The organism is Pseudomonas sp. GCM10022186, from assembly GCF_042656385.1.
Taxonomy (GTDB): domain Bacteria; phylum Pseudomonadota; class Gammaproteobacteria; order Pseudomonadales; family Pseudomonadaceae; genus Metapseudomonas.
The window spans coordinates 457,246-478,356 of record NZ_JBHSOU010000002.1; the positions used below are offsets into that span (position 1 = coordinate 457,246).

General features: G+C 65.1%; 17 protein-coding genes. 9 read left to right on the plus strand and 8 right to left on the minus strand.

Annotation, left to right across the window (positions count from 1 at the left end; translation table 11 throughout):
- Positions 1-209 precede the first annotated feature (209 nt).
- From ACFPU0_RS02800 to ACFPU0_RS02815, 4 genes are all read left to right on the plus strand, one after another.
- Positions 210-1,601 (plus strand): aspartate aminotransferase family protein, encoded by a 1,392-nt coding sequence (locus ACFPU0_RS02800; RefSeq protein ID WP_377691253.1) that lies wholly within the window; start codon positions 210-212, stop codon positions 1,599-1,601.
- A 104-nt stretch (positions 1,602-1,705) separates the two neighbouring features.
- Positions 1,706-3,073, plus strand: coding sequence for a glutamine synthetase family protein (locus tag ACFPU0_RS02805; RefSeq protein WP_377691254.1), 1,368 nt, complete (start codon positions 1,706-1,708; stop codon positions 3,071-3,073).
- 107 nt (positions 3,074-3,180) lie between these two features.
- Entirely contained in the window at positions 3,181-3,975 is a 795-nt protein-coding gene (locus ACFPU0_RS02810) for a substrate-binding periplasmic protein (RefSeq protein ID WP_377691255.1), read from the plus strand.
- A 108-nt stretch (positions 3,976-4,083) separates the two neighbouring features.
- Positions 4,084-4,566: an acyl-CoA thioesterase gene (locus ACFPU0_RS02815; protein ID WP_377691256.1), complete on the plus strand. Its 483-nt coding sequence runs from the start codon at positions 4,084-4,086 to the stop codon at positions 4,564-4,566.
- A 1,714-nt stretch (positions 4,567-6,280) separates the two neighbouring features.
- Here the strand turns inward: ACFPU0_RS02815 and ACFPU0_RS02820 are convergent.
- The 4 genes from ACFPU0_RS02820 to ACFPU0_RS02835 form a co-directional block, all read right to left on the minus strand.
- Positions 6,281-7,681, minus strand: coding sequence for a mannan-binding lectin (locus tag ACFPU0_RS02820; protein WP_377691257.1), 1,401 nt, complete (start codon positions 7,679-7,681; stop codon positions 6,281-6,283).
- Positions 7,682-7,959: 278 nt separating this feature from the next.
- Positions 7,960-8,430, minus strand: a complete 471-nt coding sequence (locus ACFPU0_RS02825; protein ID WP_377691258.1) for a copper chaperone PCu(A)C — start codon at positions 8,428-8,430, stop codon at positions 7,960-7,962.
- Positions 8,431-8,531: 101 nt separating this feature from the next.
- Positions 8,532-9,905 (minus strand): PepSY-associated TM helix domain-containing protein, encoded by a 1,374-nt coding sequence (locus ACFPU0_RS02830; RefSeq protein ID WP_377691259.1) that lies wholly within the window; start codon positions 9,903-9,905, stop codon positions 8,532-8,534.
- Between the two features lie 91 nt (positions 9,906-9,996).
- Complete coding sequence (locus ACFPU0_RS02835) at positions 9,997-10,380, minus strand: DUF2946 domain-containing protein (protein ID WP_377691260.1); 384 nt, start codon at positions 10,378-10,380, stop codon at positions 9,997-9,999.
- A 259-nt stretch (positions 10,381-10,639) separates the two neighbouring features.
- Here ACFPU0_RS02835 and ACFPU0_RS02840 point away from each other — a divergent pair, with 259 nt between their 5' ends.
- On the plus strand, positions 10,640-11,044 hold the full coding sequence (locus tag ACFPU0_RS02840) for a DUF3301 domain-containing protein (protein ID WP_377691261.1): 405 nt from the start codon (positions 10,640-10,642) through the stop codon (positions 11,042-11,044).
- Positions 11,045-11,149: 105 nt separating this feature from the next.
- Here the strand turns inward: ACFPU0_RS02840 and ACFPU0_RS02845 are convergent, their stop codons facing one another.
- A complete protein-coding gene (locus tag ACFPU0_RS02845) occupies positions 11,150-12,028 on the minus strand; it encodes an alpha/beta fold hydrolase (protein ID WP_377691262.1) in 879 nt (292 codons plus the stop codon).
- 111 nt (positions 12,029-12,139) lie between these two features.
- Here ACFPU0_RS02845 and ACFPU0_RS02850 point away from each other — a divergent pair, with 111 nt between their 5' ends.
- From ACFPU0_RS02850 to ACFPU0_RS02860, 3 genes are all read left to right on the plus strand, one after another.
- Positions 12,140-13,894 carry a sensor histidine kinase gene (locus ACFPU0_RS02850; RefSeq protein WP_377691263.1) on the plus strand — a complete coding sequence of 585 codons (1,755 nt, stop codon included), beginning with the start codon at positions 12,140-12,142 and terminating at the stop codon, positions 13,892-13,894.
- A 2-nt stretch (positions 13,895-13,896) separates the two neighbouring features.
- Positions 13,897-15,237 carry a sigma-54-dependent transcriptional regulator gene (locus tag ACFPU0_RS02855; protein ID WP_377691264.1) on the plus strand — a complete coding sequence of 447 codons (1,341 nt, stop codon included), beginning with the start codon at positions 13,897-13,899 and terminating at the stop codon, positions 15,235-15,237.
- An 820-nt stretch (positions 15,238-16,057) separates the two neighbouring features.
- Entirely contained in the window at positions 16,058-17,365 is a 1,308-nt protein-coding gene (locus ACFPU0_RS02860) for an MFS transporter (protein ID WP_377691265.1), read from the plus strand.
- Between the two features lie 425 nt (positions 17,366-17,790).
- Here the strand turns inward: ACFPU0_RS02860 and ACFPU0_RS02865 are convergent, their stop codons facing one another.
- Complete coding sequence (locus ACFPU0_RS02865) at positions 17,791-18,756, minus strand: CobW family GTP-binding protein (RefSeq protein ID WP_377691347.1); 966 nt, start codon at positions 18,754-18,756, stop codon at positions 17,791-17,793.
- Between the two features lie 79 nt (positions 18,757-18,835).
- On the opposite strand from ACFPU0_RS02865, the gene ACFPU0_RS02870 reads away from it, so the two are divergent.
- Positions 18,836-19,183 (plus strand): NADH:ubiquinone oxidoreductase, encoded by a 348-nt coding sequence (locus tag ACFPU0_RS02870; protein ID WP_377691266.1) that lies wholly within the window; start codon positions 18,836-18,838, stop codon positions 19,181-19,183.
- Positions 19,184-19,253: 70 nt separating this feature from the next.
- On the opposite strand, the gene ACFPU0_RS02875 is transcribed toward ACFPU0_RS02870, so the two are convergent.
- A complete protein-coding gene (locus tag ACFPU0_RS02875) occupies positions 19,254-19,898 on the minus strand; it encodes a DUF1826 domain-containing protein (protein WP_377691267.1) in 645 nt (214 codons plus the stop codon).
- Positions 19,898-21,106 (minus strand): zinc metallochaperone GTPase ZigA, encoded by a 1,209-nt coding sequence (zigA, locus tag ACFPU0_RS02880; RefSeq protein ID WP_377691268.1) that lies wholly within the window; start codon positions 21,104-21,106, stop codon positions 19,898-19,900. The genes ACFPU0_RS02875 and zigA overlap by 1 nt, the downstream gene beginning before the upstream one ends.
- Positions 21,107-21,111: the final 5 nt, after the last annotated feature.

Consider the following 21,111-nt stretch of genomic DNA (forward strand, 5'->3'; position numbering starts at 1 on the left):
TATCCCACCATCCGCTGTGCTTTTCAACGAAAGCGGGTGAGCCGATGGCTCGGGAATCACAGCTGCCGAGCGCATCGATCGATGCCTTAGGCCCATGACTGTGATCACAAAATCAGTTTCAAGTTAAATTTCAGGCCCTGTTTTCGCAAGTCTTGACAGAATTGTGATCACAAAACAGGATGTGCAGAAATTCGAACGAGGTGTTCAACATGACTGCCAGTGGAATCAGCCAAGCCGCCGTGGAAATCTTCGCCGCCCGCGAGCGCGCCCGTTTCCTCGAGCGCAATCCGAAATCCGTCGCCCTCGCCGAACGCGCGCACAAGTCCCTCTACGCGGGCGTACCGATGCACTGGATGGCCGACTGGTCCACGCCCTGCCCGCTGTTCGTCGAGCGCGCCAAGGGCGCCCGCTTCTATGACGTCGACGGCCACGAATACATCGACTTCTGCCTGGGCGACACCGGCACCATGTTCGGCCACTCCCCGGCTCCCGTGGCCCGCGCCATCGCCGAGCAGGCGGGCAACGGCCTGACCACCATGCTCCCGGGCGAAGACGCGGTGGTCTGCGGCGAGCTGCTGGCCGAGCGCTTCGGCCTTCCCTTCTGGCAGGTGACGGCCACCGCCACCGACTCCAACCGCTATGTGCTGCGCTGGGCCCGCGCCATCACCGGGCGCAAGACCCTGCTGGTGTTCGACGGCTGCTACCACGGCACCGTGGACGATGTGATGGTGCGCTACCGCGACGGTCAGACCGTGCACCGCTCCGGCCTGGTGGGCCAGGCCTACGACCTGACCCAGTACAGCCGCTCCATTCCCTTCAACGATGTCCAGGCGCTGGAAGCCGCGCTGGCTGAAGGAGACGTCTGCGCCCTGCTCTGCGAACCGGCGATGACCAATATCGGCATGGTCCTGCCCGACCCGGGCTTCATGCAGAAATGCCGCGAGCTGACCCGCAAGTACGGCAGCCTGCTGATCATCGACGAGACCCACACCATCTCCACCGACATCGGCGGCTGCACCCGGCTGTGGAACCTCGACCCGGACTTCTTCGTGGTCGGCAAGCCGATCGCCGGCGGCGTGCCCTGCGGCATCTTCGGCTGTAGCGCGGAAATGGCGGAGAAGATGCTCGCCTCGCGCAAACAGGCCCAGCAGGACAGCCATGGCCACGGCCACAGTGGCATGGGCACCACCCTCTCGGCCAACGCCCTGGCCATGCACTGCATGCGCGCCAACCTCGAACAGGTCATGACCCAGGCCGCCTACGACCACATGCTGCCGCTGGCCAGGCGCCTGGCCGACGGCTTCCGCGGCCTGATCGCCAGGCATGGCCTGAAGTGGTCGGTGACCGAACTGGGCGCCCGCAGCGAATTCCAGTTCTGCCCGGTGTCGCCACGCACCGGCGCCGAGGCCGAGGCGGCCTTCCACGACGACCTGCAGATGGCCCTGCACCTGTACCTGATCAACCGCGGCATCCTGATCACGCCGTTCCACAACATGACCCTGTGCTGCCCGGACACTTCCGCGGCCGACGTGGACAAGCTGATCGCCACCCTGGACCAGGCCATCTGCGAGCTGCTGGCCATCCCCGGTGCCCGCGAGTGAGCCACATGAACGAACGTAGGATGGGTTGAGCGAAGCGATACCCATCAATGCCCGACGATGGGGTGTTGCCCCATCAAAGACAGGCCCACCAGCGAGCCCCGACCATGCAATTCGCAGATCCCAAGGAAGCCCATGACTTCCTGCAACAACACCCCGAAGTGCGCGGCATCGAGCTGATGCTGATCGACGCCAATGGCATCCCCCGTGGCAAGCTGCTGCACCGTGACGAGCTGCTGGCGATCTTCGAGCACGGCCGCCCGCTGCCCAGCTCCATCCTTTCCCTGACCATCCAGGGCGAAGACGTCGAGGCCAGCGGCCTGGTCTGGGAAGTGGCCGACGCCGACTGCTGGACCTACCCGGTGCCCGGCTCGCTGTCGCTGCAGCCCTGGCGCGCCACGCCCACCGGCCAGGTGCAGGTGGGCATGCACCCGACCCAGGGCCTGCCGGCCACCCCCGGTGACCCCCGTCATGTGCTGGCCCGCGCCATCGACCGGCTCAAGGCCGACGGCTACCACCCGGTGATGGCGGTTGAGCTGGAGTTCTACCTGCTGGACAAGAACCGCGACGCCAGCGGCCGTCCGCAACCGGCGCTGCAAATGAATGGCGTGCGGCCCCAGGCACCGCAGGTTTATGGCGTCTACGAGCTGGAACAGCTGCAGCCCTTCCTCGACGACCTCTATGCCGCCTGCGAGGTGCAGGGCCTGCCCGTGCGCACCGCCATTTCCGAGTACGCCCCCGGCCAGCTGGAGCTGACCCTGGAACATCGCTTCGACGCGCTGCGGGCGGTGGACGAAGGCATCCGCTACAAGCGCCTGGTCAAGGGCGTGGCCAACAAGCACGGCCTGATCGCCTGCTTCATGGCCAAGCCGTTCGGCGACCTCGCCGGCAGCGGCCTGCACATGCACGTGAGCCTGGCCGACGAACAGGGCAACAACCTGATGGCCAGCGAAGATCCCCACGGCACCCCACTGCTGCGTCACGCCATCGGCGGCATGATGGCCACACTCAACGACGCGCTGGCGATCTTCTGCCCCAACGCCAACTCCTACCGCCGCTTCCAGGCCAACAGCTATGCGCCGCTGGCCAGGAGCTGGGGGGTGAACAACCGCACCGTGTCGTTCCGCGTGCCCGGCGGGCCGGCCAGCAGCCGCCACGTCGAGCACCGCATCTGCGGCGCCGATGCCAACCCCTACCTGGCGGCGGCGGCGATCCTCGCCGGCATCCACAAGGGCATCCGCGAGCAGATCGACCCGGGCGAGCCCATAGTCGGCAATGGCTACGAGCAGGCGCGCGAAACCCTGCCCACCGACTGGCTGACCGCGCTGCGCAACCTGGAACAGTCGGCCTGGGCCAGGGAGGCCCTTGGCGAGGACTTCCTGAAGATCTTCCTCGCCATCAAATGGGAGGAATTCCGCCAGTTCGTCAGCGAAGTCGGCGAGCAGGACTGGCGCTGGTACCTGACCCACGCCTGACCGCGGGCCCGAGGTCCGGAGCGACGCCCGGCCGGTCCTGCCGGGCGCTGAAGTTTTTCCGGCTGCCTGCTAGGCTCACTGGCATCTCCCCCTTCCAGGCCCGCCCGATGAAGGCTGCCATCCTCGCGCTGCTGCTCCTGACCCTTGGCGTCTGCCAGGCGGAGCCATTGCGCGTCGGCCTGGAGAGCCAGGACTACCTGCCCTATTACCGCGCCCTCCCCGGAAAGCCCGCCGAAGGTTACGCCATCGCGCTCCTGCAGCGCTTCGCCATCAGCCAGGGCCTGGTCCTGGAGCTGGAAGCGCTGCCGATCAACCGCCTGCACCGCCAGTTGCAAACCACCGACCGGCTGATGCTGGTGTTCCCCGACAACCCGGCCTGGTCGCGCCAGCTCAAGACCGACGCGCAGCTGTACTACAGCCGTCCGGTGATCCGCATCGTCGACGGCAGCCTGGTCCTGCGCGAGCATCTGGGACGGGGCATCGGGGCGGTACGCCGCCTCGGTACGGTACGCGGCTTCACCCCTGAAGCCTGGCAGGAGCGGCTGCAGGGCGGCCAGGTCCAGCTGGTGGAAGCCGGCGATATCGGCAGCCTGGTGCGCATGCTGCTACGGCTGCGCATCGATGCCATCTACGCCAATCCGGAAGTGCTGCACCACTACCTGGAAACGAACACCAACCTGGGCGGCGACCGTCTGCTGCTGGACCCTGAACTGCCCCTGGCACGGACCGCCTTCCATGCCAGCAGCCTGAAGCACCCGGACATCCTCGAAGCCTTCGACCGCTTCCTCGTCGAGCAGAGCGAGGAACTGGCGCAGCTGCGCCGCCAACACGGTCTGGCCTGTGGGCCCAGTGACCTGGTGGAAGAGCGCCCGGCGTGCGAGCAGCCCGGCGAATCGCCTTGAGTCCGTGGTTATCCACAGGCGCTCACGAACTCGCGTGATATGTTCGCTGTGGCGCCCGGCCACCCGCCCGCGTCTATCCCTGACAGACCCCACAGCGACGAGGCCAGCATGGAACCCGGAACCGCACAACTGTCGATGACCGTCCTCATGACCCCGGACATGGCCAACTTCTCCGGCAACGTCCACGGCGGCACCCTGCTCAAGTACCTCGATGAAGTGGCCTACGCCTGCGCCAGCCGCTATGCAGGTCGCTACGTGGTCACCCTCTCGGTGGACCAGGTGATCTTCCGCGAGCCCATCCATGTAGGCGAACTGGTCACCTTCCTCGCCTCGGTGAATTACACCGGCAACACCTCCATGGAAGTGGGCATCAAGGTGGTCACCGAGAACATCCGCGAGCGCTCGGTGCGCCACACCAACAGCTGCTTCTTCACCATGGTCGCCCTGGATGACGAGCGTCGTCCTGCACCGGTACCACCACTGGATCCGCAAACTGCCGACGAGAAACGTCGTTTCGCCCAGGCCCAGCAGCGGCGGCAGATCCGCCAGGAGCTGGAAAAACGCTACCAGGAGATGCGCGAGGGCAGCTGAGCCCTCGCTTTTCCACTTGTTCCCCAGAATCGGTGGAAGGCGTTGTGGATAAGGTGTAGACCGAGCGCCACACGCCAGCCACTGCGGGGCCTCCCGCCCCTTGATTATTTTCTGAGCGTTTTCAATCACTTGCGCAGTGCATTGCACACAGATGCTGTGCAACAGGCTGTGGATAATCTGTTCAGACAGAGCTGCACGCCGCGCCAGCCGTGGCGTTGGCTCCTGCGATCAGTTTCTGAGCAGCTCCAGCCGGCGGTTGGCGGTCGAGCCCCCTCCATTCTCGGTAACTACCGCGAAAGCCCCATTCCAGAGGCGTTTCCCCCAAATCCCGTGGATGGCCTTGGGGATAACTTGTCTATGGATGCCCAGAGCCCAGCATTGGCGCAGCTTTCCACCGTTTGTACATTTATCAAGCAAAATCATAGGGATAACTCATCCGTTGCACACAGAATCTGTGCAGCCATCTGTGGATAGACTGTGTGACCAACCCGGAAAGCCACGATTGTCGCGGCCTACGCTGACCTGTTCATTTTCTGTTCAGCATGCCCAGGGGATTCCCACACTGTGCATAACCTTCCCTGTAGGGTGCGCCATGCGCACCAACGAGCCTCCTGCGCAGGAATACCGGTGCGCACAGCGCACCCTACTGACGCCGAAATCAGCCTCGCCAGAGGTGTTGGGCTTCGCTGAGCTCAGCACCAACCTACGGCTTGTGCGTCTTTGGCGGATCCTTGTACAGGGCAACCGTTCTTTTACCCAAATCCCGTGGATTCAGTTGTGGATAAGCTGTAGTTCGTCCGCCGAGCGTCAGATATCTCGTAGCCTGCAGGGATTTGTACATTTTTCGTTCTCTTTCAATCACTTGGAGAAGACCTTGCACACATTATCTATGCAGGCAATTGTGGATAACCTGTTTGGTCATGCCTGGAGGGCACGGCCGGCGCGGGCTGTGGACCCATGATCATTTATTGACCGCTTTTTCCCGAACCGTGCAAAACCCGTAACCCCACCTGCGGGCTGGCACTGGCCGCAGAGAGGTCCAATGACTGGTCGCCTGGACCATGGGCTGCTTGTCGACGGGCTGAGGCCAGCTACTCCTGCGTAATCCAGGATTCATGGCGTTCCGCTGCATATATGCACAAGGCGACGGGCATTCGTACCCTGTTTTACCCAGATCCCGTGGATGCAGCTGTGGATAAGCTGTAGTTCGAGCGCCAGGCGCCAGAGCTGCCGCGGCTTTCCGTCAATTGTTCGTTTTTCGTTCTATTTCAATCGCTTAGCACACATTTTCTGTGCAACCGTCTGTGGATAAGCTGTTTGGCCATCGCTACGCCCCTTGAACTGCATGGCCTCCAGAGGATTGATCACGCCTTGACCAGCGCGCCGAACTGACCGGGGACAGTGAAGCCGGACTCCCGGATTCCCAGGTTCCGAGAAAACAACCCACAGTTCCCCTGTAGGGTTTTCCACTCTTGTTCCCAGATTGCGTGGATGGACCTGTGCATAAGATGTCCATGGATGCCTGGACGCCAGGTCCCGTACGGCTTCCCGGACATTGGACATTTTTCGAGCGATTTCAATGAGTTATCCAGCCGGCTGCACACAGAATCTGTGCAACCGGCTGTGGATAAGCTGTGCGGTCCACGCCATGGCCCAGGAATCACGCGGGCTGCGTGGAGCTGATCAATAAACGAACAGTCCACGCAAAACCGAGTTATCCCCCGCAACAACCGCACACGGACATGGCGCCGGGCTCAGTGGTCTTCCAGTTACCGTTCCAGCCACCCTGGTTGTTGCACACCTGTGGGCAGGTCTGAGCAGCCTGGCTGTTGTTCCAGATGGGGCCGGCCTGCACGTCCTGCGGTGTGGCGCACTGCCCCTGCATCACGTCGTCGAAGATATGGCTCAGCTTGGCCCAGGGAATGGTGTTGCTGCTGCCGCTGCCATTGAAGTTGTGGCAGCCGAAGCAGTTGGAAATGAAGCCCTGGGTCGGGTCGACGTTCTGGTAGGTGGTCTCCATGACCGAGTTGGCCAGACGCATGGAGCCGCGCTGGTTGGAGAAGGTGGAGGACGGCTGGGTGACATCGTTCTCCCAGAGGGCCCCGACATTCATGTAGTTCTGCCAGACGGCCATGGGGTCGTCGCTGGACAGTGCGGCAAGAAAGCCCTGGATCTGTGTATTCAGGCTGTCGATGTCGGCAATGTTGTCGGACGCCTCATGGTCGGAGGGATCGGTGCCGTCGGGGTAGACCCGGCAGATTTCCGAAGGCGTGCCGGTCAGGTTGGTGCTGGGCGCGGCCTGGTTGATGTTGCAGGTGGAGGGCGGGTTATCCACAGCACAGGTTGCACTGGTGAACGACCAGCCGCCTGCCGGCGCGGTACCCGGATTGCCGCAGTCCGGCACATTGCTGCGGTGCTCGAAGGTGGCCCAGATGAATTCAGGGTGCAGGGCCGTGGCGATGGCCACGTGGAAGCCGACCAGGCCCAGCAGTTCGGTGCCCGGTACGCCGTCCACGTCCGCCTCTATCCAGAAATAGTTCGGCTGTTCCGCCTGGGTGATGATGCGCCAGGCGGTCTTCAGCTCGGTGGTACCGGACGGGTAGTTCAGCGCGTTCTGGATCTGCGGCACGTTGCACAGGTTCTGACTGAAGCGGATCTCGTAGAACACCACGTTGCCGGCCTGATCGTAGATGGTGTCGCCGCCACCAGCCTGGCCGGTGCGATCGGGCAGTTGGAAGGGGGTGTCGGCCGCAACCGGTTTCTCCCGGCGCACGAACATCACTTCGGCCTGCTTGGCCGGGTCGCAGGAGTTGGTACCGGTGGCCTGGAGGACGGGGTAGTTCGCGTTAACCTGGAAGTTGCGCAGACTCGGGTCGCTCTTCGAAGGGCTGACGAGCTGGAAGAACCATTGCCAGGCGAACTGGTAGAAGTCGCAGAAGTCGGCGTTGCTGCCGTCGGGTATCTCGCCGGGCGGATTGGGGCTGCTGATCCAGTTCTGACTGGCGGCACAGACGGGGCTGGCAGCCTGCGCCTGCCCGGAAGGCAGCAGCGGGCCGGCGAGGAGCAGCGACAACAGCAACAGCCAGGCAACGCGGAATGTCCTTGTAGCGTCCATCTTCCCTCTCCTTTTCTCTCATCAGGGCACGGGCCGGCCGGGACGCCGCGACATGCGGCGTGCCCTTGGCCCGATGCGGCGCATCGCCAAGAAACAGTGAGGGCAGATGAAACATGCGAGGCCGCGCTGCGCGCGGGGCTGGCGTCCTGCCGGCGGGTGCTCCTTGCGATGGATTCAGGCTAGAAGAGGCGCCGGAAACCGGCAAACCAGGCTGCCGAGCGGCAGATGTGGATAACTCGATGAGGGGTTCGCGGGGCCGGGCGGCCCCGCGCATTGCCTCAGTGCTGGTGCTGGGCCGCCTCCGACGGCGCTTCCTTCTGCACATGGATTTCCACCTCCAGATCGCCGGCCTTCTGGAAATGCAGGGTCATGGGGAACCTGTCGCCGTCGTTCAGCGGCTGCTTCAGGCCGAACATCATCAGGTGGTAGCCGCCCTGCTCCAGGCGCGCCTCGCCGCCGGCGGGGATATCCAGGCCGCCCTGCACCTGCTGCATCTTCATCATGCCGTCCTTGTGCAGGTGTTCATGGATCTCGGTCTTGCCGGCGCGGGCGGTATCGGCGCCGAGCAGCTTGTCGGCCTCCGCGCCCTTGTTGTGGATAACCAGGAAGGCGGCGCCATTGGGCGATACCGCCGGCACGGCCATGGCCCAGGGGTGCTCGATATGCAGCGACCCCAGGTTGTAATCATGGGCGGCCAGGGTGCCGGAACAGCTCAGCAGGGCCCCCAGGGCCAGCAATGTCTTGCGCATGTTGGAACTCCATTCGTTCGATTGACTGGCGCCCGCCCCCAGCGGGCGCCGATTGCTCTCCATTGCGGACGCGGCAACGGCGCCGCGCCTGCAGCGCCGGCCTAGCCGGCTACCACCTTGCTGCCGCCGATGCGCGACAGCACCAGCCAGTCCAGCGCCCAGACCGCCGCCAGCGACAGGCCCACCAGCGGGAAGGCGATGCCGAGGCCGATCATGATCACCACCGCGGTTTTCCACAACGGCAGGTCGTGACGCAGCGGCGGCACGCCGAGGCTGCCCTGCGGGCGGCGCTTGCACCACATCACCAGGCCGCTCACCGCGCTGAGCAGGATCAGCAGGCAGACGACGAACATCATCAGCTGGTTGGCCAGGCCGAAGAACTTGCCTTCGTGCAGCACCACACCCATTTCCACGCTTCTGGCCACCAGGCCGTAGTCCTGCCAGCGAATATCGGCGAGCACCTTGCCGCTGTACTGGTCCAGGTGCAGGGTGGCGTCGTTGCGTGGGTCGTCGGCGAACACCGCGATGCTGTAAACCCCGGTGACGTCGGTCGGCAGGGTGATGCTGTAGCCCGGTACCACGCCGCGTTGGCGGGCGGTGTCCACCACCTGCTGCAGGCCCACCTGCCTCGCGTTGGATGCCGTGCCCGCCGCGGCGTGCCCCCTGTGCGCGGCATGGGGATCGGAGAGGGGCAACGGCGTGTTCTCCACCGCCCAGGCCACCGTCTGGTCTTCGGCCGTGTTCAGGCTGCGGGCCTGCTGGGTGGACTTGGGCACCTCGTTCCACATGGCGGCAGGGAAACGGTTCCAGACATCGGCGAATTTCTCGCCCCAGAAGCCGGTCCAGGTCATCCCGGTGAGCAGCATGAACAGCAGCAGCAGCGAGCCCCAGAACCCGGTCACCGCATGCAGGTCACGCCAGAACAGGCGCCCGCGGCTGGCCAGGCGCGGCCAGAACACGCCACGCAGGCCCTGACCCCGCGGCCACCAGAGGTAGAACCCTGATACCACCAGCACTATGGCCCAACCGGCGGCCAGTTCGATCAGCCGATCGCCGATGGTGCCGATCAGCAGCGTGCCGTGCAGCGAGCGGGCGATCGCCTGCAGATTGTTCTGCGCGTCCTGGGTGCCCAGCACCTGCCCGCTGTAGGGGTCGAGGAAGAGATTGGTCTTGCGTCCTTCGAGGCTGACCACGAACTGCGCGCTATGCTCGGCATCCACCGGCGGCAAGTACTGGCTGACGGTGGCCTGCGGATAGGCCTGGCGCAGCTTCTCCAGTTGCTGGTCGGCACTGAGGGCCTGGCCGGCGGGGCGGACCTGCATCAGGTCGGCGTAGAGCAGGTTGTCCAGCTGCGGTTTGAACAGATAGATGCTGCCGGTGACCGCCAGCATGATCATGAAGGGGATGACGAAGAGCCCGGCATAGAAATGCCAGCGCCACGCCAGGTTGTAGAACGAGACAGTGTTCTTCGACATTGTCGTGCTCCCTGGTGAACCGGTGGTCCGCGCGCACGCGCGCCGGATCTGCCGGGGCGCGTGCGGAATACGGAAATAGGGGGTGAGTGGCTCAGGAGAGCGCGATGGGGGGAGCGCGGGTCAGGGCACCGGGGAAGACCGCCTGCGAGCGGTGGCCGGCCTGGGTCTCGGGCGTCGGTGGCGTACTGGCGGGATCGGCCAGGGCCAGCCCATGAAGGGCGGTCGAGCCGAGGGCCGGGGAATTGAACAGCAGGGTGCAGTAACCGCACTTGGCCCAGGACAGCTCGTGTTCGGGCATCGCCGGCTGGTGGCTCGGCCCACTGTGTTCGGCGGCGCAGGCCAGCTCGCCCATCCACGCTGGCACCTCGCCCTGGCCCGTATCCCGGGCCTGGGACAGCAGCGGACCGACGTACACCAGCAGCATGGCCAGTAGGCCAAGCCAGGCGCCACGCTGTCGTGCCGTGCCGTGGGTCACAGGAAGGTTCCGTTCCAGTCGGTTGGGGGCGCCTATGCTAGCCAAGCGCCTGCTCGGGTTGAAGCCTAGTCGCTGGGACAGAAGGACGCAGGCCGGACATGCAGGTTTTCCCGCCGCCGGGCGGCGACGCAGCACCGGCTACAGGGCGTTTCCGGCACGGTACTCGACCGACCAGGCGGACGGGAAGAAACCGCAGCGAACTGGCCCTCTGAAACCACTGCGGATGGTTTAAGCTTGCTCCTATGTTTCCGGAGTCATCATGCTGAGCCTGGCTGACGTTTTCCTACTGATGTTGTTCGCCGCCGGCGCAGCCTGGCTGTGGCGCGGCCATGGCGTGCGCGAGCGCGTCCTGGTCCTGGCCAAGCAGCACTGCGCACGGCTCGATGTGGAACTGCTGGACGGCAACGTCGCCTTTCGTCGCCTGGCCCTGGTGCGGGACGGCAAGGGCAATCGTCGCCTGGCGCGCATCTATGACTTCGAATTCACCGTCACCGGTGAGCAGCGCCTGACCGGCAGCCTGCAGATGTTCGGCAACCACCTCGGCCGCATCGACCTCGAGGCGCACCCCTTCAAAGCCGAGGCGCAGCACGAAGGCAAGGTTATCCACATGAACGAATGGCGGCGTAACCATCCCAAACCGGATGAACAGCGCCGGGTGGATTGAGCGACCCTGACCGGCGTTCCCGCGCGTCTCGAGGCATTTTTGCTCCCATCGAGGTCCGCAGCCTGTGGACAAGTTCCAGCCACGGCGCCTACCCGTGCGTAACGCTCATGCCTTGCACAGGAGAAAACCAGCCGTACGCTCGGCGCTGGCCTGGGGAAATTCCTGCATGAAGCAATGGCCGCCTTCCACCACCTGGGTACTGACGTGGCCGTTGAGGGCGGCAAGGCGTGCCACCGACTTGGCTACGAAGGGATAGCTGTGCTGGCCGTGGAGGATCAGGGTCGGGGTGGCGATTCGGCTCAATGACGGCCACAGGCGTTTCGGAAAGGAACTGAAGATCTCCGCCTCGCGGCTCGGCCGGCACTTCAGCTCGACGCCGTTATCCACAGCCTTGATCGCGTGCTCCACATAGCCCTGCAGAGCCTCCTCGGTCCAGCCCTTGAAGATGCCGCGGCCATGCAGGCCATTCCAGGCCGCCTGGCGATCGGCCCAATGGTTGCGCCGTGCCCGTGCACGGCTGGCCATGGTGGTGCGGCGGTGCAGGCCAAGGACCTCGGAGAAGGCCATCACACCGATCATGGCCGGCGTGAAGATCACCGGGTCGAGCAGCACGGCACGGCTGAACAGCTGGGGATGGCGGGCCAGGATCAGGCTGCTCAGCACGCCGCCGAAGCTGTGCCCGACCGCCAGGCGCGGCACCTCGCCGAACCGTCCGCGCCCAGCCTCGAAGGCCTCCACCGCCAGTTCCGCATTGCGGTTCCAGCCAAGGAAGCGGCCACCGTGGTCGCTGTCACCGTGGCCCTGGATATCGCACAGCCAGAGGTCGAAATCCTCCGCCAGCGCCTGCAGCAGCGGCGTGTAGGTGCGACCGCAGAAACCGTTGCCGTGGAGGAAATGCAGCAGCGGCCTGCCGGAGGCCGGACTGTGCCAGCCACGCAAGGTGAAACCTGCGGAAGTCGAATGGGACCAGGGGATCAATTGCATCGAACGTGCCTCGAAATGACTGCGCGCAGTGTATCCGCAGCCATACCCTATGAGCAGTGGGCGGAACCGACCGTGCTATCGTCAGCGCCTCGCCTCCACGGACTGTCGACCTTGATCCCCCGCTCCCTGCGCATCACCTTGCTGATCCTGCTGCTGCTCGCCGGCCTGTTCCTGGCGATGCACCTGGCCGGGCGCCAGGCCGAGCGCGAGGCCCTGCGCGATGAGGGTGCACAGGCGCGCGAGCAGCTGGCGCTCTATGGCGGCAGCCTGCGTACCCTGATCGATCGCTTTCGCGCCTTGCCCGCCGTGCTGGCGCTGGACCCGGAAGTCCGGGCGATTCTCCAGGGACCTGTGGATAACGCCGAACAGATGCAGCTCAACCTCAAGCTGGAGCGAATGAATCGTGCGGCCGGCTCCACCACCCTGGAGTTGCTGGACCGTGACGGCCTGGCCGTGGCCGCCAGCAACTGGCGCTCACCCACCAGCTATGTCGGTCACAACTACGGATTCCGCCCCTACTTCAACGAAACCCGCCGCCACGGCAGCGGCCGCTTCTACGCGGTGGGCGTGATCAGCGGGATTCCCGGCTACTTCCTGGCCAGCGCGGTGCGTGGCGAGCACGACGAGTTCATCGGCGCCATGGTGGTGAAACTGGAGTTCCCCGAACTGGAGCAGGAATGGAGCCAGCGACCGGACATCATCCTGGTCAGCGATGCCCGTGGCGTGGTGTTCATCGCCAACCATCCGGGCTGGCGCTATCGCGAACTGCAAGCCATTCCCGCCGAAGGCCGTGCCGAGATGGCCGCCACCCGCCAGTACGACAAGCAACCCCTGGCGCCACTTATCCACAACACCCTGCTCGACTTCGGCGAAGGCAGCCGGCTGGCCCGGGTCGAGGGACCCGCCGGCCGCGGCGACTATCTCTGGGAGAGCCTGCCTCTACCCAGCGAAGGCTGGACCCTGCACCTGCTGCGCACCCCGCAGGATGCCGCGAGCAGCGCCCGCGCCGCCAGCCTCGCCGCCGGTGGTGCCTGGCTGGCGCTGTTCTTCCTCGCCCTGTTCCTGCACCAGCGCTGGCGCCTCGCGCGCATCCGCCAGCGCAGCCGGGAAGAACTCGAGCGCCTGGTTGAACAGCGCACCGCCGCCCTGCGCACCGCCCAGGACGGACTGATCCAGGCGGCCAAGCTGGCAGCCCTGGGGCAGATGTCCGCGGCCCTCGCCCACGAGATCAACCAGCCCCTGACCGCCCTGCAGATGCACTTGGCGAGCCTGCGCCTGATGCTCGACAACGGCCAGCTGGAACAGGCGCGCAAGGCCCTGGCGCGACATGACGAACTGCTGCAGCGCATGGCCGCCCTCACCGGACACCTCAAGACCTACGCACGCAAGACGCCCGGCGGCCTGCGCGAATGCCTGGAACTGGGCAGCGTTGTGGATAAGTCCCTGCAGCTGCTGGCGCCCAACCTGCGCGACGCGAAGGTGGAAATCCGCCAGGAACTCAGCGTACCGGCCTGGGTATCGGGGGACGCCATTCGCCTGGAACAGGTGCTGGTCAACCTGCTGCGCAATGCCCTGGACGCGGTCGCCGGCAAGCCGCGGCCGCGACTGTGGATAACCCTGCGACGGGAAGACGGCGACTGGCTGCTCCAGGTGGCCGACAACGGCGGCGGCATAGCCGAAGAGGACTTGCCGCGGGTCTTCGATCCCTTCTTCACCACCAAGCCGGCAGGTGCCGGCCTGGGTATCGGACTGGCGGTGTCCTACGCCATCGTCCATGAACTGGGCGGCACCCTGAGCGCCGCCAACCAGGGCGAGGGCGCGCTGTTCAGCCTGCGCCTACCTGTGGATAAAGCCAGAGAGGAATAGCCATGACGGCCCAGGTGATCTTCGTCGACGACGAGGCGGCGATCCGCGAAGCGGTACGCGAGTGGCTGGAGCTATCCGGCTTCGAGGTCAGGGTGGAGGGCAGTGCCGAAGATTGCCTGAAGCGCCTCGATGCCGATTTCCCGGGGGTGGTCATCAGTGACCTGCGCATGCCCGGCATGGACGGCATGGCCTTGCTCCAGGCGGTGCAGGCGCTGGACCGCGAGTTGCCTTTCCTGATGGTCACCGGCCACGGCGACGTGCCCCAGGCGGTGGAGGCCATGCGCCTGGGCGCCTACGACTTCATCGAAAAGCCCTTCACCGCCGAGCGCCTGCTGGAGAGCCTGCGCCGGGCCCTGGAAAAACGCCGCCTGGTACAGGAAAACCGCCGCCTGCGGGTCCAGGCGGACCTCAAGGACCAGTTGGACGGCCGCCTGCTAGGCGTGTCCCGGCCCCTGGCGCAGCTGCGCCGCCAGGTCCTGGAACTGGCCGGCACACCGGTGAATGTCCTGCTGCGCGGCGAGACCGGCGCCGGCAAGGAGATGGTCGCCCGCTGCCTGCACGACTTCGGCCCCCGCGCCGGCAAGCCCTTCGTGGCGCTGAACTGCGCGGCCATTCCGGAAAACCTCTTCGAGAGCGAACTGTTCGGCCACGAAAGCGGCGCCTTCACCGGCGCCCAGGGCAAGCGCATCGGCAAGATCGAGCACGCCCACGGCGGCACCCTGTTCCTCGACGAAATCGAGAGCATGCCCCTGGCGCAACAGGTGAAGCTGCTGCGGGTGCTGCAGGAGCAGCGCCTGGAACGCCTGGGCTCGAACCAGAGCATTGCCGTGGATATCCGCGTGGTGGCCGCCACCAAGCCGGACCTGCGTGAGGAAGTGCGCGCCGGGCGCTTCCGCGAGGACCTGCTCTACCGCCTCAACGTGGCCGAGCTGCAACTGCCGCCCCTGCGTGAACGGCGCGAGGATATTCCCCTGCTCTTCGAGCATTTCGCCCGCCAATCCAGCGAGCGCCTGGGCCGGCCGCAACCCACCCTGACCCCGGCGGAACTGGCGCAGCTCCTGGCCCATGGCTGGCCGGGCAATGTCCGCGAGCTGGCCAATGCCGCCGAACGCCACGTACTGGGGTTATCCACAGGCGCGGCAGAACGCGTCGAGGGCGAACCGTCGCTGGCCGACCTCATGGAAGCCTACGAGGCGCAATGCCTGCGCCAGGCCCTGGCGCGCTGCCAGGGGGATATCAAGGCGGTGATGGACCTGCTGCGCCTGCCACGCCGCACCCTCAACGAGAAGATGGTCCGCCACGGCCTGGCCCGCAGCGAGTTCCTGCCGGGCGAGGACGACTGACCCCGATCGCATTTCCTGTAGGGGCGAATTCATTGGCAATGTCTGCGTTAGCTGTTGCAGGACTTAACAGAAGCCTCTAGTACAGGGCTTTCAGGTCTCCGTACCCGCCTGACGCCTCCCTCTCCCCCGGCCCCTCTCCCGGAGGGAGAGGGGTGACTCGTGCCTGACAAGGCGCAGCAATCCTCATGCCCGGTCAGTGCCTGAACCTGCGCAGAAGCGGTGGGGCCACGACTGCGCCCCGTCAGGAGGCCGAGCGGAATCGTTGCAGAGGGGGACGAGCGGCATGGATGCCGCGAGAGGCGTGCGGGGCCATGGATGGCCCCTCACGCCGGGCCCCCGGCGCAACGATGGAGCGAGGGAAACGCAGTAACAGCCGAAGGCTGGTCACCCGGCGAAGCCGGGCCGGATGCAGGGGCAAGCGTTTTTGGTTTCTTTTTTGGCGACTGAAAAAAGAGACTCGCCGGGGGGCGAAACAGGGACTCGCCGTCCGCTCGATAATCAGCTTGGCTCAGGAGCTTCTAGCAACATTTAACGCAGACATAGCCAATTCATTCGCCAAGGGCAGCGCAGCTGCCCCCTGATAGTCCCAAGGGCGAACCTGCGGTCCGCTTGGCGATTGAAATCGCCCCCACGACATCGGCGGAATCTTGCTCATCGCCATTCCGGCATCGGCAGGATTCCGCGCATGCCCCTCGCCGGATAACACCGCAACCCCTCTATTCCGGGCCTTTCCTCCCCTGGCACAGCTCCTGCTATGTGCTCGCTGCACTTGCGCGGCTTCGACCGCGCCACAACAACAACTAAGCGTCGAGGAAAGATGATGGATAGCTCCAGCACCCTGACTGCCTCTGCAGCACCCCGCACGACATCGCAGCGCATCAAGTCGATCTTCAGTGGTTCAGTCGGCAACCTGGTCGAATGGTATGACTGGTACGTCTACGCCGCCTTCTCGCTGTACTTCGCCAAGGCCTTCTTCCCCCAAGGCGACATGACCGCCCAACTGCTCAATACCGCCGCGATCTTCGCCGTGGGCTTCCTCATGCGCCCCATCGGCGGCTGGTTGATGGGCATCTATGCCGACCGCAAGGGCCGCAAGGCGGCACTGCTGGCCTCGGTCCTGCTGATGTGCTTCGGCTCGCTGATCATCGCCCTGACCCCCAGCTACGAGACCATTGGCGTCGCCGCGCCGGTGCTGCTGGTGGTAGCGCGTCTGCTCCAGGGCCTTTCGGTGGGCGGTGAATACGGCACCTCCGCCACTTACCTGTCGGAGATGGCGACCAAGGAACAGCGCGGTTTCTTCTCCAGCTTCCAGTACGTGACCCTGATCTCCGGACAGCTCATCGCCCTGGCGGTACTGATCGTCCTGCAGCAGACCCTGACCACCGAGCAACTGGAAAGCTGGGGCTGGCGCGTACCCTTCGTGATCGGCGCGCTGTGCGCGGTGGTCGCCATGTTCCTGCGTCGCGGCATGGAAGAAACCGATTCCTTCACCAGGAAGAAGGACAAGCCCAAGGAAAGCCTGCTGCGCACCCTGATGCGCCATCCCAAGGAAGTGTTCACCGTGGTCGGCCTGACCATGGGCGGCACCCTGGCCTTCTACACCTACACCACCTACATGCAGAAGTACCTGGTGAACACCGTGGGTATGAGCAAGGGCGACTCGACCATGATCTCGGCCGCCACGCTGTTCCTCTTCATGCTGCTGCAGCCCATTGTCGGCACGCTTTCCGACAAGATCGGCCGGCGCCCGATCCTGATCGCCTTCGGCGTGATGGGCACCCTCTTCACCTACCCGATCCTCAGCACCCTGCACAGCATCCAGACCTGGTGGGGCGCGTTCTTCCTGATCATGGCGGCGCTGATCATCGTCAGCGGCTACACCTCGATCAACGCGGTGGTGAAGGCCGAGCTCTTCCCCACCGAGATCCGCGCCCTGGGCGTGGGCCTGCCCTACGCGCTGACCGTGTCCATCTTCGGCGGCACCGCCGAGTACGTGGCCCTGTGGTTCAAGAGCATCGGCATGGAAAGCGGCTTCTACTGGTACGTCACCGCCTGCATCGCCTGCTCGCTGCTGGTGTACGTGTTCATGAAGGACACCCGCACCCATTCGCGGATGAACCAGGACTGACCGGGCGCTGAGCCCTGGATCGATACCAGACGGGCCCTTCGGGGCCCGTTTTCGTTGCTGGGTCAGGACGAACCCCGAAAGGTGGACCGGTGGAGCGTGGCCCACCCTTGGGGCTGAAGGCTGAACGAACTGTCCCCGTGCGTAGGGTGGATGTCGCTTTTCACATCCACCAGCGGAGCCTGGGCGAGCCTCCAATGGTGGACCGGTGAAGCGTGGTCCACCCTACGGGGCCGCTGCGCGGCCCTCCGCGAATGAATTCGCCCCCACATCCCGTTTTTCGTCCAGCCTCCAGCCTTCAACGCTCTTGTCGGCTTTTCCTACAGTGCGTGGATAGCGCTTTTCTATCCAGCAGCGGGGCCGTGCAAGACACCGATGGTGGAAACTCCGAAACGAATCTCCCACAAGAAAAAGCGACATCCCCGCCCCTAACCCAGCCTGCACGCCGCCATCCCCACCTTCAGCGCCGCCTCGTCCTGAGGCCCGGCGAAGATCAGTTCCAGGCGCGAGTCCTTGCGCCATTCGCTGACCTGCCAATGAATCGGCGCGCCGTCCAGGGCATTGCCCGAGAGCCAGCCGGCGTTGCTGTGCAGCACCAGCTTGGCGCGGCGCCAGGGCAGGCCGGCGAGCCACGACTGCACGCGTATCAGCTCGAATTGCTGACTCGGATGCCAGCGCCAGCCGATGCTCCAACCATCGTTACCGGCCTGGATCTGGCAGATCGGTTCGGCCGGATTCCTCCACAGAGCAGGAGGCTTATCCACACCTGTTGGTAACTGCTCTATACCAACAGCTTTTCCAGAATGTGAATGAATCCCTGGAAGCTTCTCGATATCGAGCCTGCCTTGTGTCGTCCACAGCAGTTTTGAAGTAGGCAATTGCGCGGAAAGTTGTTCACATGTGGACAAATCGAGGTTTTCCGACTTGTTTAGTAGCACAAGGCCAGCACTAGAAAGTGCCTCCCGCTGGCTGTCTGGCAGTAGCTGGCCCGTAGCCAGGGCCGCCGCATCCAGCACCACGACGCTCGGCTGTAGCGCCAGTACGCCGTCCCAGGGGGGGTCGCGTAGCTGTCGCAGTAGCTCGACCGGGTGTCCGAGTCCGGAGGGTTCGATCAGTAGCCGGTCCGGCCTCGCCTTGCGCAGTAATCGCGCCAGGCCCACCTGGAAAGGCGCGCCGTTGACGCAACAGACGCAGCCGCCCGCCACCTCGGCGAGGGCGATGCCGTCGTCGCTGCTGGTCAGCAGTGCGGCGTCCAGGCCGATCTGGCCGAATTCGTTGATCAGTACCGCCCAGCGCTCGTGGGCAGGGCGTTGCGCCAGCAGCTGGCGGATCAGGCTGGTCTTGCCGGCGCCCAGGGGCCCGGCAATGAGATGGGTCGGGATATGAGTAAGCATCTGGCTATGGTGCTGCTTCACACACACCTTAGAAAGCGCCGTGCTAGAGTCGCTGCCTTCATTGCCTGGAAGACCTCCCATGCGTGCCTGGCTGCTGCCCCTGCTGCTGTCGCTGTCCGTCGAAGCCCATGCCCAAGCCTGTGTCGTGCACAGCCGGGGCGAGGGGCTGGACGTGAAGCTCTGCCAGGAAAACCGTAGCATCCCGCCGCAACTGTTCCGTGACGGTTTCTGCAAGCCGGAGATGAAGGGTCAGGAAGTGGAAGTGACCTATGTGGATAACTGCCCCTCTGGCGCCTTCGGCGTATGCCGCAACGCCAGGGCCAGCAACCAGCCCTATCGCCAGGATATCCACTATTACGGCGTGGCCAGCGATGCCCGCTACCTGAAACCCTTCTGCGAAGGACAAAGCCAGGGCACGTGGGAGTAGCTCTCCGCAAGCCAACCGGGCCTGCCGCGCCACGCTTCACTCGGCACCCACCTGCAATAAATCCTGCGACTCACCCCAGCCAATCCAGTGTAAGCAGCAGCCTGCTCTCGCCCGGTGCTGGTTGCGGCGACCTGTGGATAATTCCACGGCCTTCATTACCCAACCACTTCTCGCCCTTGAACAGCGCCACATGGCCGGCACCCAGCCGTTGGTTATCCACAACCTCGGCCGGTTCGGCGGTGGGATCGCCGAGGCGCGAGCGCGGCATTTCACCCTCCCGCAGCCACTGACTGCCGGCACCTGCGTAGGTAGTGATCAGCCGCAGCGGCACATGATCCACATGGAAGCGGGGGCACATGGCCTTGTCCAGGCGACGCAGGCGCAGGCCTATGCGCCGGGCATCCAGCAGGCAGGCGAAGGCCCGTACCAGCCAGGCGACGTCGGTGATGAACCCCTGATAGCCCGCCAGATCGGCGAATCCGGCCGCCAGCGCGGAGAGGTTCGGTTCGGCTTCGACATCGGCCAGATCCAGGGTCAGGGATTCGGCGAGCGGATCGCCCAGCGCCAGCAGGCTGCCGGCGAAGTCCTCGATATGCAGGGGCAGACGGCGCTCCCAGATGGAGAGATTGACCCCATCGTGCAACGCCTCGCCCAACACCTCGAGGCTCTCGGCCCTGACCTGGCGCGGCGCCGGTTTCACCCGAAATGCCGGCATCAGGCGCCCTCCCCGTCATCCCAGGGGCCGAAGGGATCCGCCAGCCGTGTCCAGGCCTCAGGTCCGAGCGCCATCTCCGCGTCGTCGAGCAGGCAGGCATCCAGCTCGGCGCGCAGCCGGGCGAAATCGATGTCCTGACCGATGAACACCAGCTCCTGGCGGCAATCACCGACCTCCGGGCTCCAGTGCCGCAGGATCGCCTGCAGGCCATCCTGGTCCTGTGGCCAGTGCTCGCGGGGAACGAAGCGCCACCAATGTCCCGCATTACCATGGCGCATCAGGCCGCCGGCCTGGGACCAGTTGCCCGCGACCTGCGGCTTGCTGGCCAACCAGAAGAAGCCCTTGGAGCGCAGCAGGCGGCCGTTGGACCACTCGCGGTTGAGGAAGCTGAAGAAGCGCTGCGGGTGGAAGGGCCGCCGCGCGTGGTAGGTGGTGGAAGCGATGCCGTACTCCTCGGTCTCCGGCACCTGCTCGCCGCGCAGTTCCTTCAGCCAACCCGGCGCCCGGGCGGCACGCTCGAAATCGAAGCGGCCGGTATCGAGGAGCCGTGTCAGGTCCACCTTTCCCATGACCATGGGCAGAATCTCGGCCTCGGGGTTGAGGCGGCGCAGGATGGCGCCGAGCTCGTCGCGCTCGGCACGGGAGATCAGGTCGACCTTGCTGATCAGCAGCAGGTCGGCGAACTCCACCTGCTCGATGAGCAACTCGCTGATGGCGCGCTCGTCTTCCTCGCCAAGGGTCTGGCCCCGGCTGGCAAGGCTTTCCGCGGCCCGGTAGTCGCGCAGGAAGTTGACCCCGTCCACCACAGTCACCAGGGTGTCCAGGCGAGCCAGGTCGGACAGGCTCTGGCCCTGCTCGTCGCGGAAGGTGAAAGTCTCGGCCACCGGCAGGGGTTCGGAGATGCCGGTGGATTCGATCAGCAGGTAGTCGAAGCGCCCCTCGCGGGCCAGGCGGCTGACCTCTTCCAGCAGATCCTCGCGCAGGGTGCAGCAGATGCAGCCGTTGCTCATCTCCACCAGGCGCTCCTCGGCACGATTCAGGCTGACGTCGCGCTGCAGCGCGACGGCGTCGATGTTGATCTCGCTCATGTCGTTGACGATCACGGCGACGCGCAACTGGTCGCGGTTCTTCAGCACGTGGTTGAGCAGCGTACTCTTGCCGGCGCCGAGGAAGCCGGAGAGCAGGGTGACGGGTAGGCGTTGGTCCAAGGTAG

What these genes read in the sequence shown, in the direction of transcription:
- ACFPU0_RS02865 (WP_377691347.1), bottom strand. Translation starts at nt 18,756, where the DNA reads ATGCTTACTCATATCCCGACCCATCTCATTGCCGGGCCCCTGGGCGCC.
- ACFPU0_RS02825 (WP_377691258.1), bottom strand. Translation starts at nt 8,430, where the DNA reads ATGCGCAAGACATTGCTGGCCCTGGGGGCCCTGCTGAGCTGTTCCGGC.
- ACFPU0_RS02840 (WP_377691261.1), top strand. Translation starts at nt 10,640, where the DNA reads ATGCTGAGCCTGGCTGACGTTTTCCTACTGATGTTGTTCGCCGCCGGC.
- ACFPU0_RS02870 (WP_377691266.1), top strand. Translation starts at nt 18,836, where the DNA reads ATGCGTGCCTGGCTGCTGCCCCTGCTGCTGTCGCTGTCCGTCGAAGCC.
- ACFPU0_RS02810 (WP_377691255.1), top strand. Translation starts at nt 3,181, where the DNA reads ATGAAGGCTGCCATCCTCGCGCTGCTGCTCCTGACCCTTGGCGTCTGC.
- ACFPU0_RS02855 (WP_377691264.1), top strand. Translation starts at nt 13,897, where the DNA reads ATGACGGCCCAGGTGATCTTCGTCGACGACGAGGCGGCGATCCGCGAA.
- ACFPU0_RS02860 (WP_377691265.1), top strand. Translation starts at nt 16,058, where the DNA reads ATGGATAGCTCCAGCACCCTGACTGCCTCTGCAGCACCCCGCACGACA.
- ACFPU0_RS02800 (WP_377691253.1), top strand. Translation starts at nt 210, where the DNA reads ATGACTGCCAGTGGAATCAGCCAAGCCGCCGTGGAAATCTTCGCCGCC.
- ACFPU0_RS02830 (WP_377691259.1), bottom strand. Translation starts at nt 9,905, where the DNA reads ATGTCGAAGAACACTGTCTCGTTCTACAACCTGGCGTGGCGCTGGCAT.
- ACFPU0_RS02845 (WP_377691262.1), bottom strand. Translation starts at nt 12,028, where the DNA reads ATGCAATTGATCCCCTGGTCCCATTCGACTTCCGCAGGTTTCACCTTG.
- ACFPU0_RS02820 (WP_377691257.1), bottom strand. Translation starts at nt 7,681, where the DNA reads ATGGACGCTACAAGGACATTCCGCGTTGCCTGGCTGTTGCTGTTGTCG.
- ACFPU0_RS02875 (WP_377691267.1), bottom strand. Translation starts at nt 19,898, where the DNA reads ATGCCGGCATTTCGGGTGAAACCGGCGCCGCGCCAGGTCAGGGCCGAG.
- ACFPU0_RS02805 (WP_377691254.1), top strand. Translation starts at nt 1,706, where the DNA reads ATGCAATTCGCAGATCCCAAGGAAGCCCATGACTTCCTGCAACAACAC.
- ACFPU0_RS02815 (WP_377691256.1), top strand. Translation starts at nt 4,084, where the DNA reads ATGGAACCCGGAACCGCACAACTGTCGATGACCGTCCTCATGACCCCG.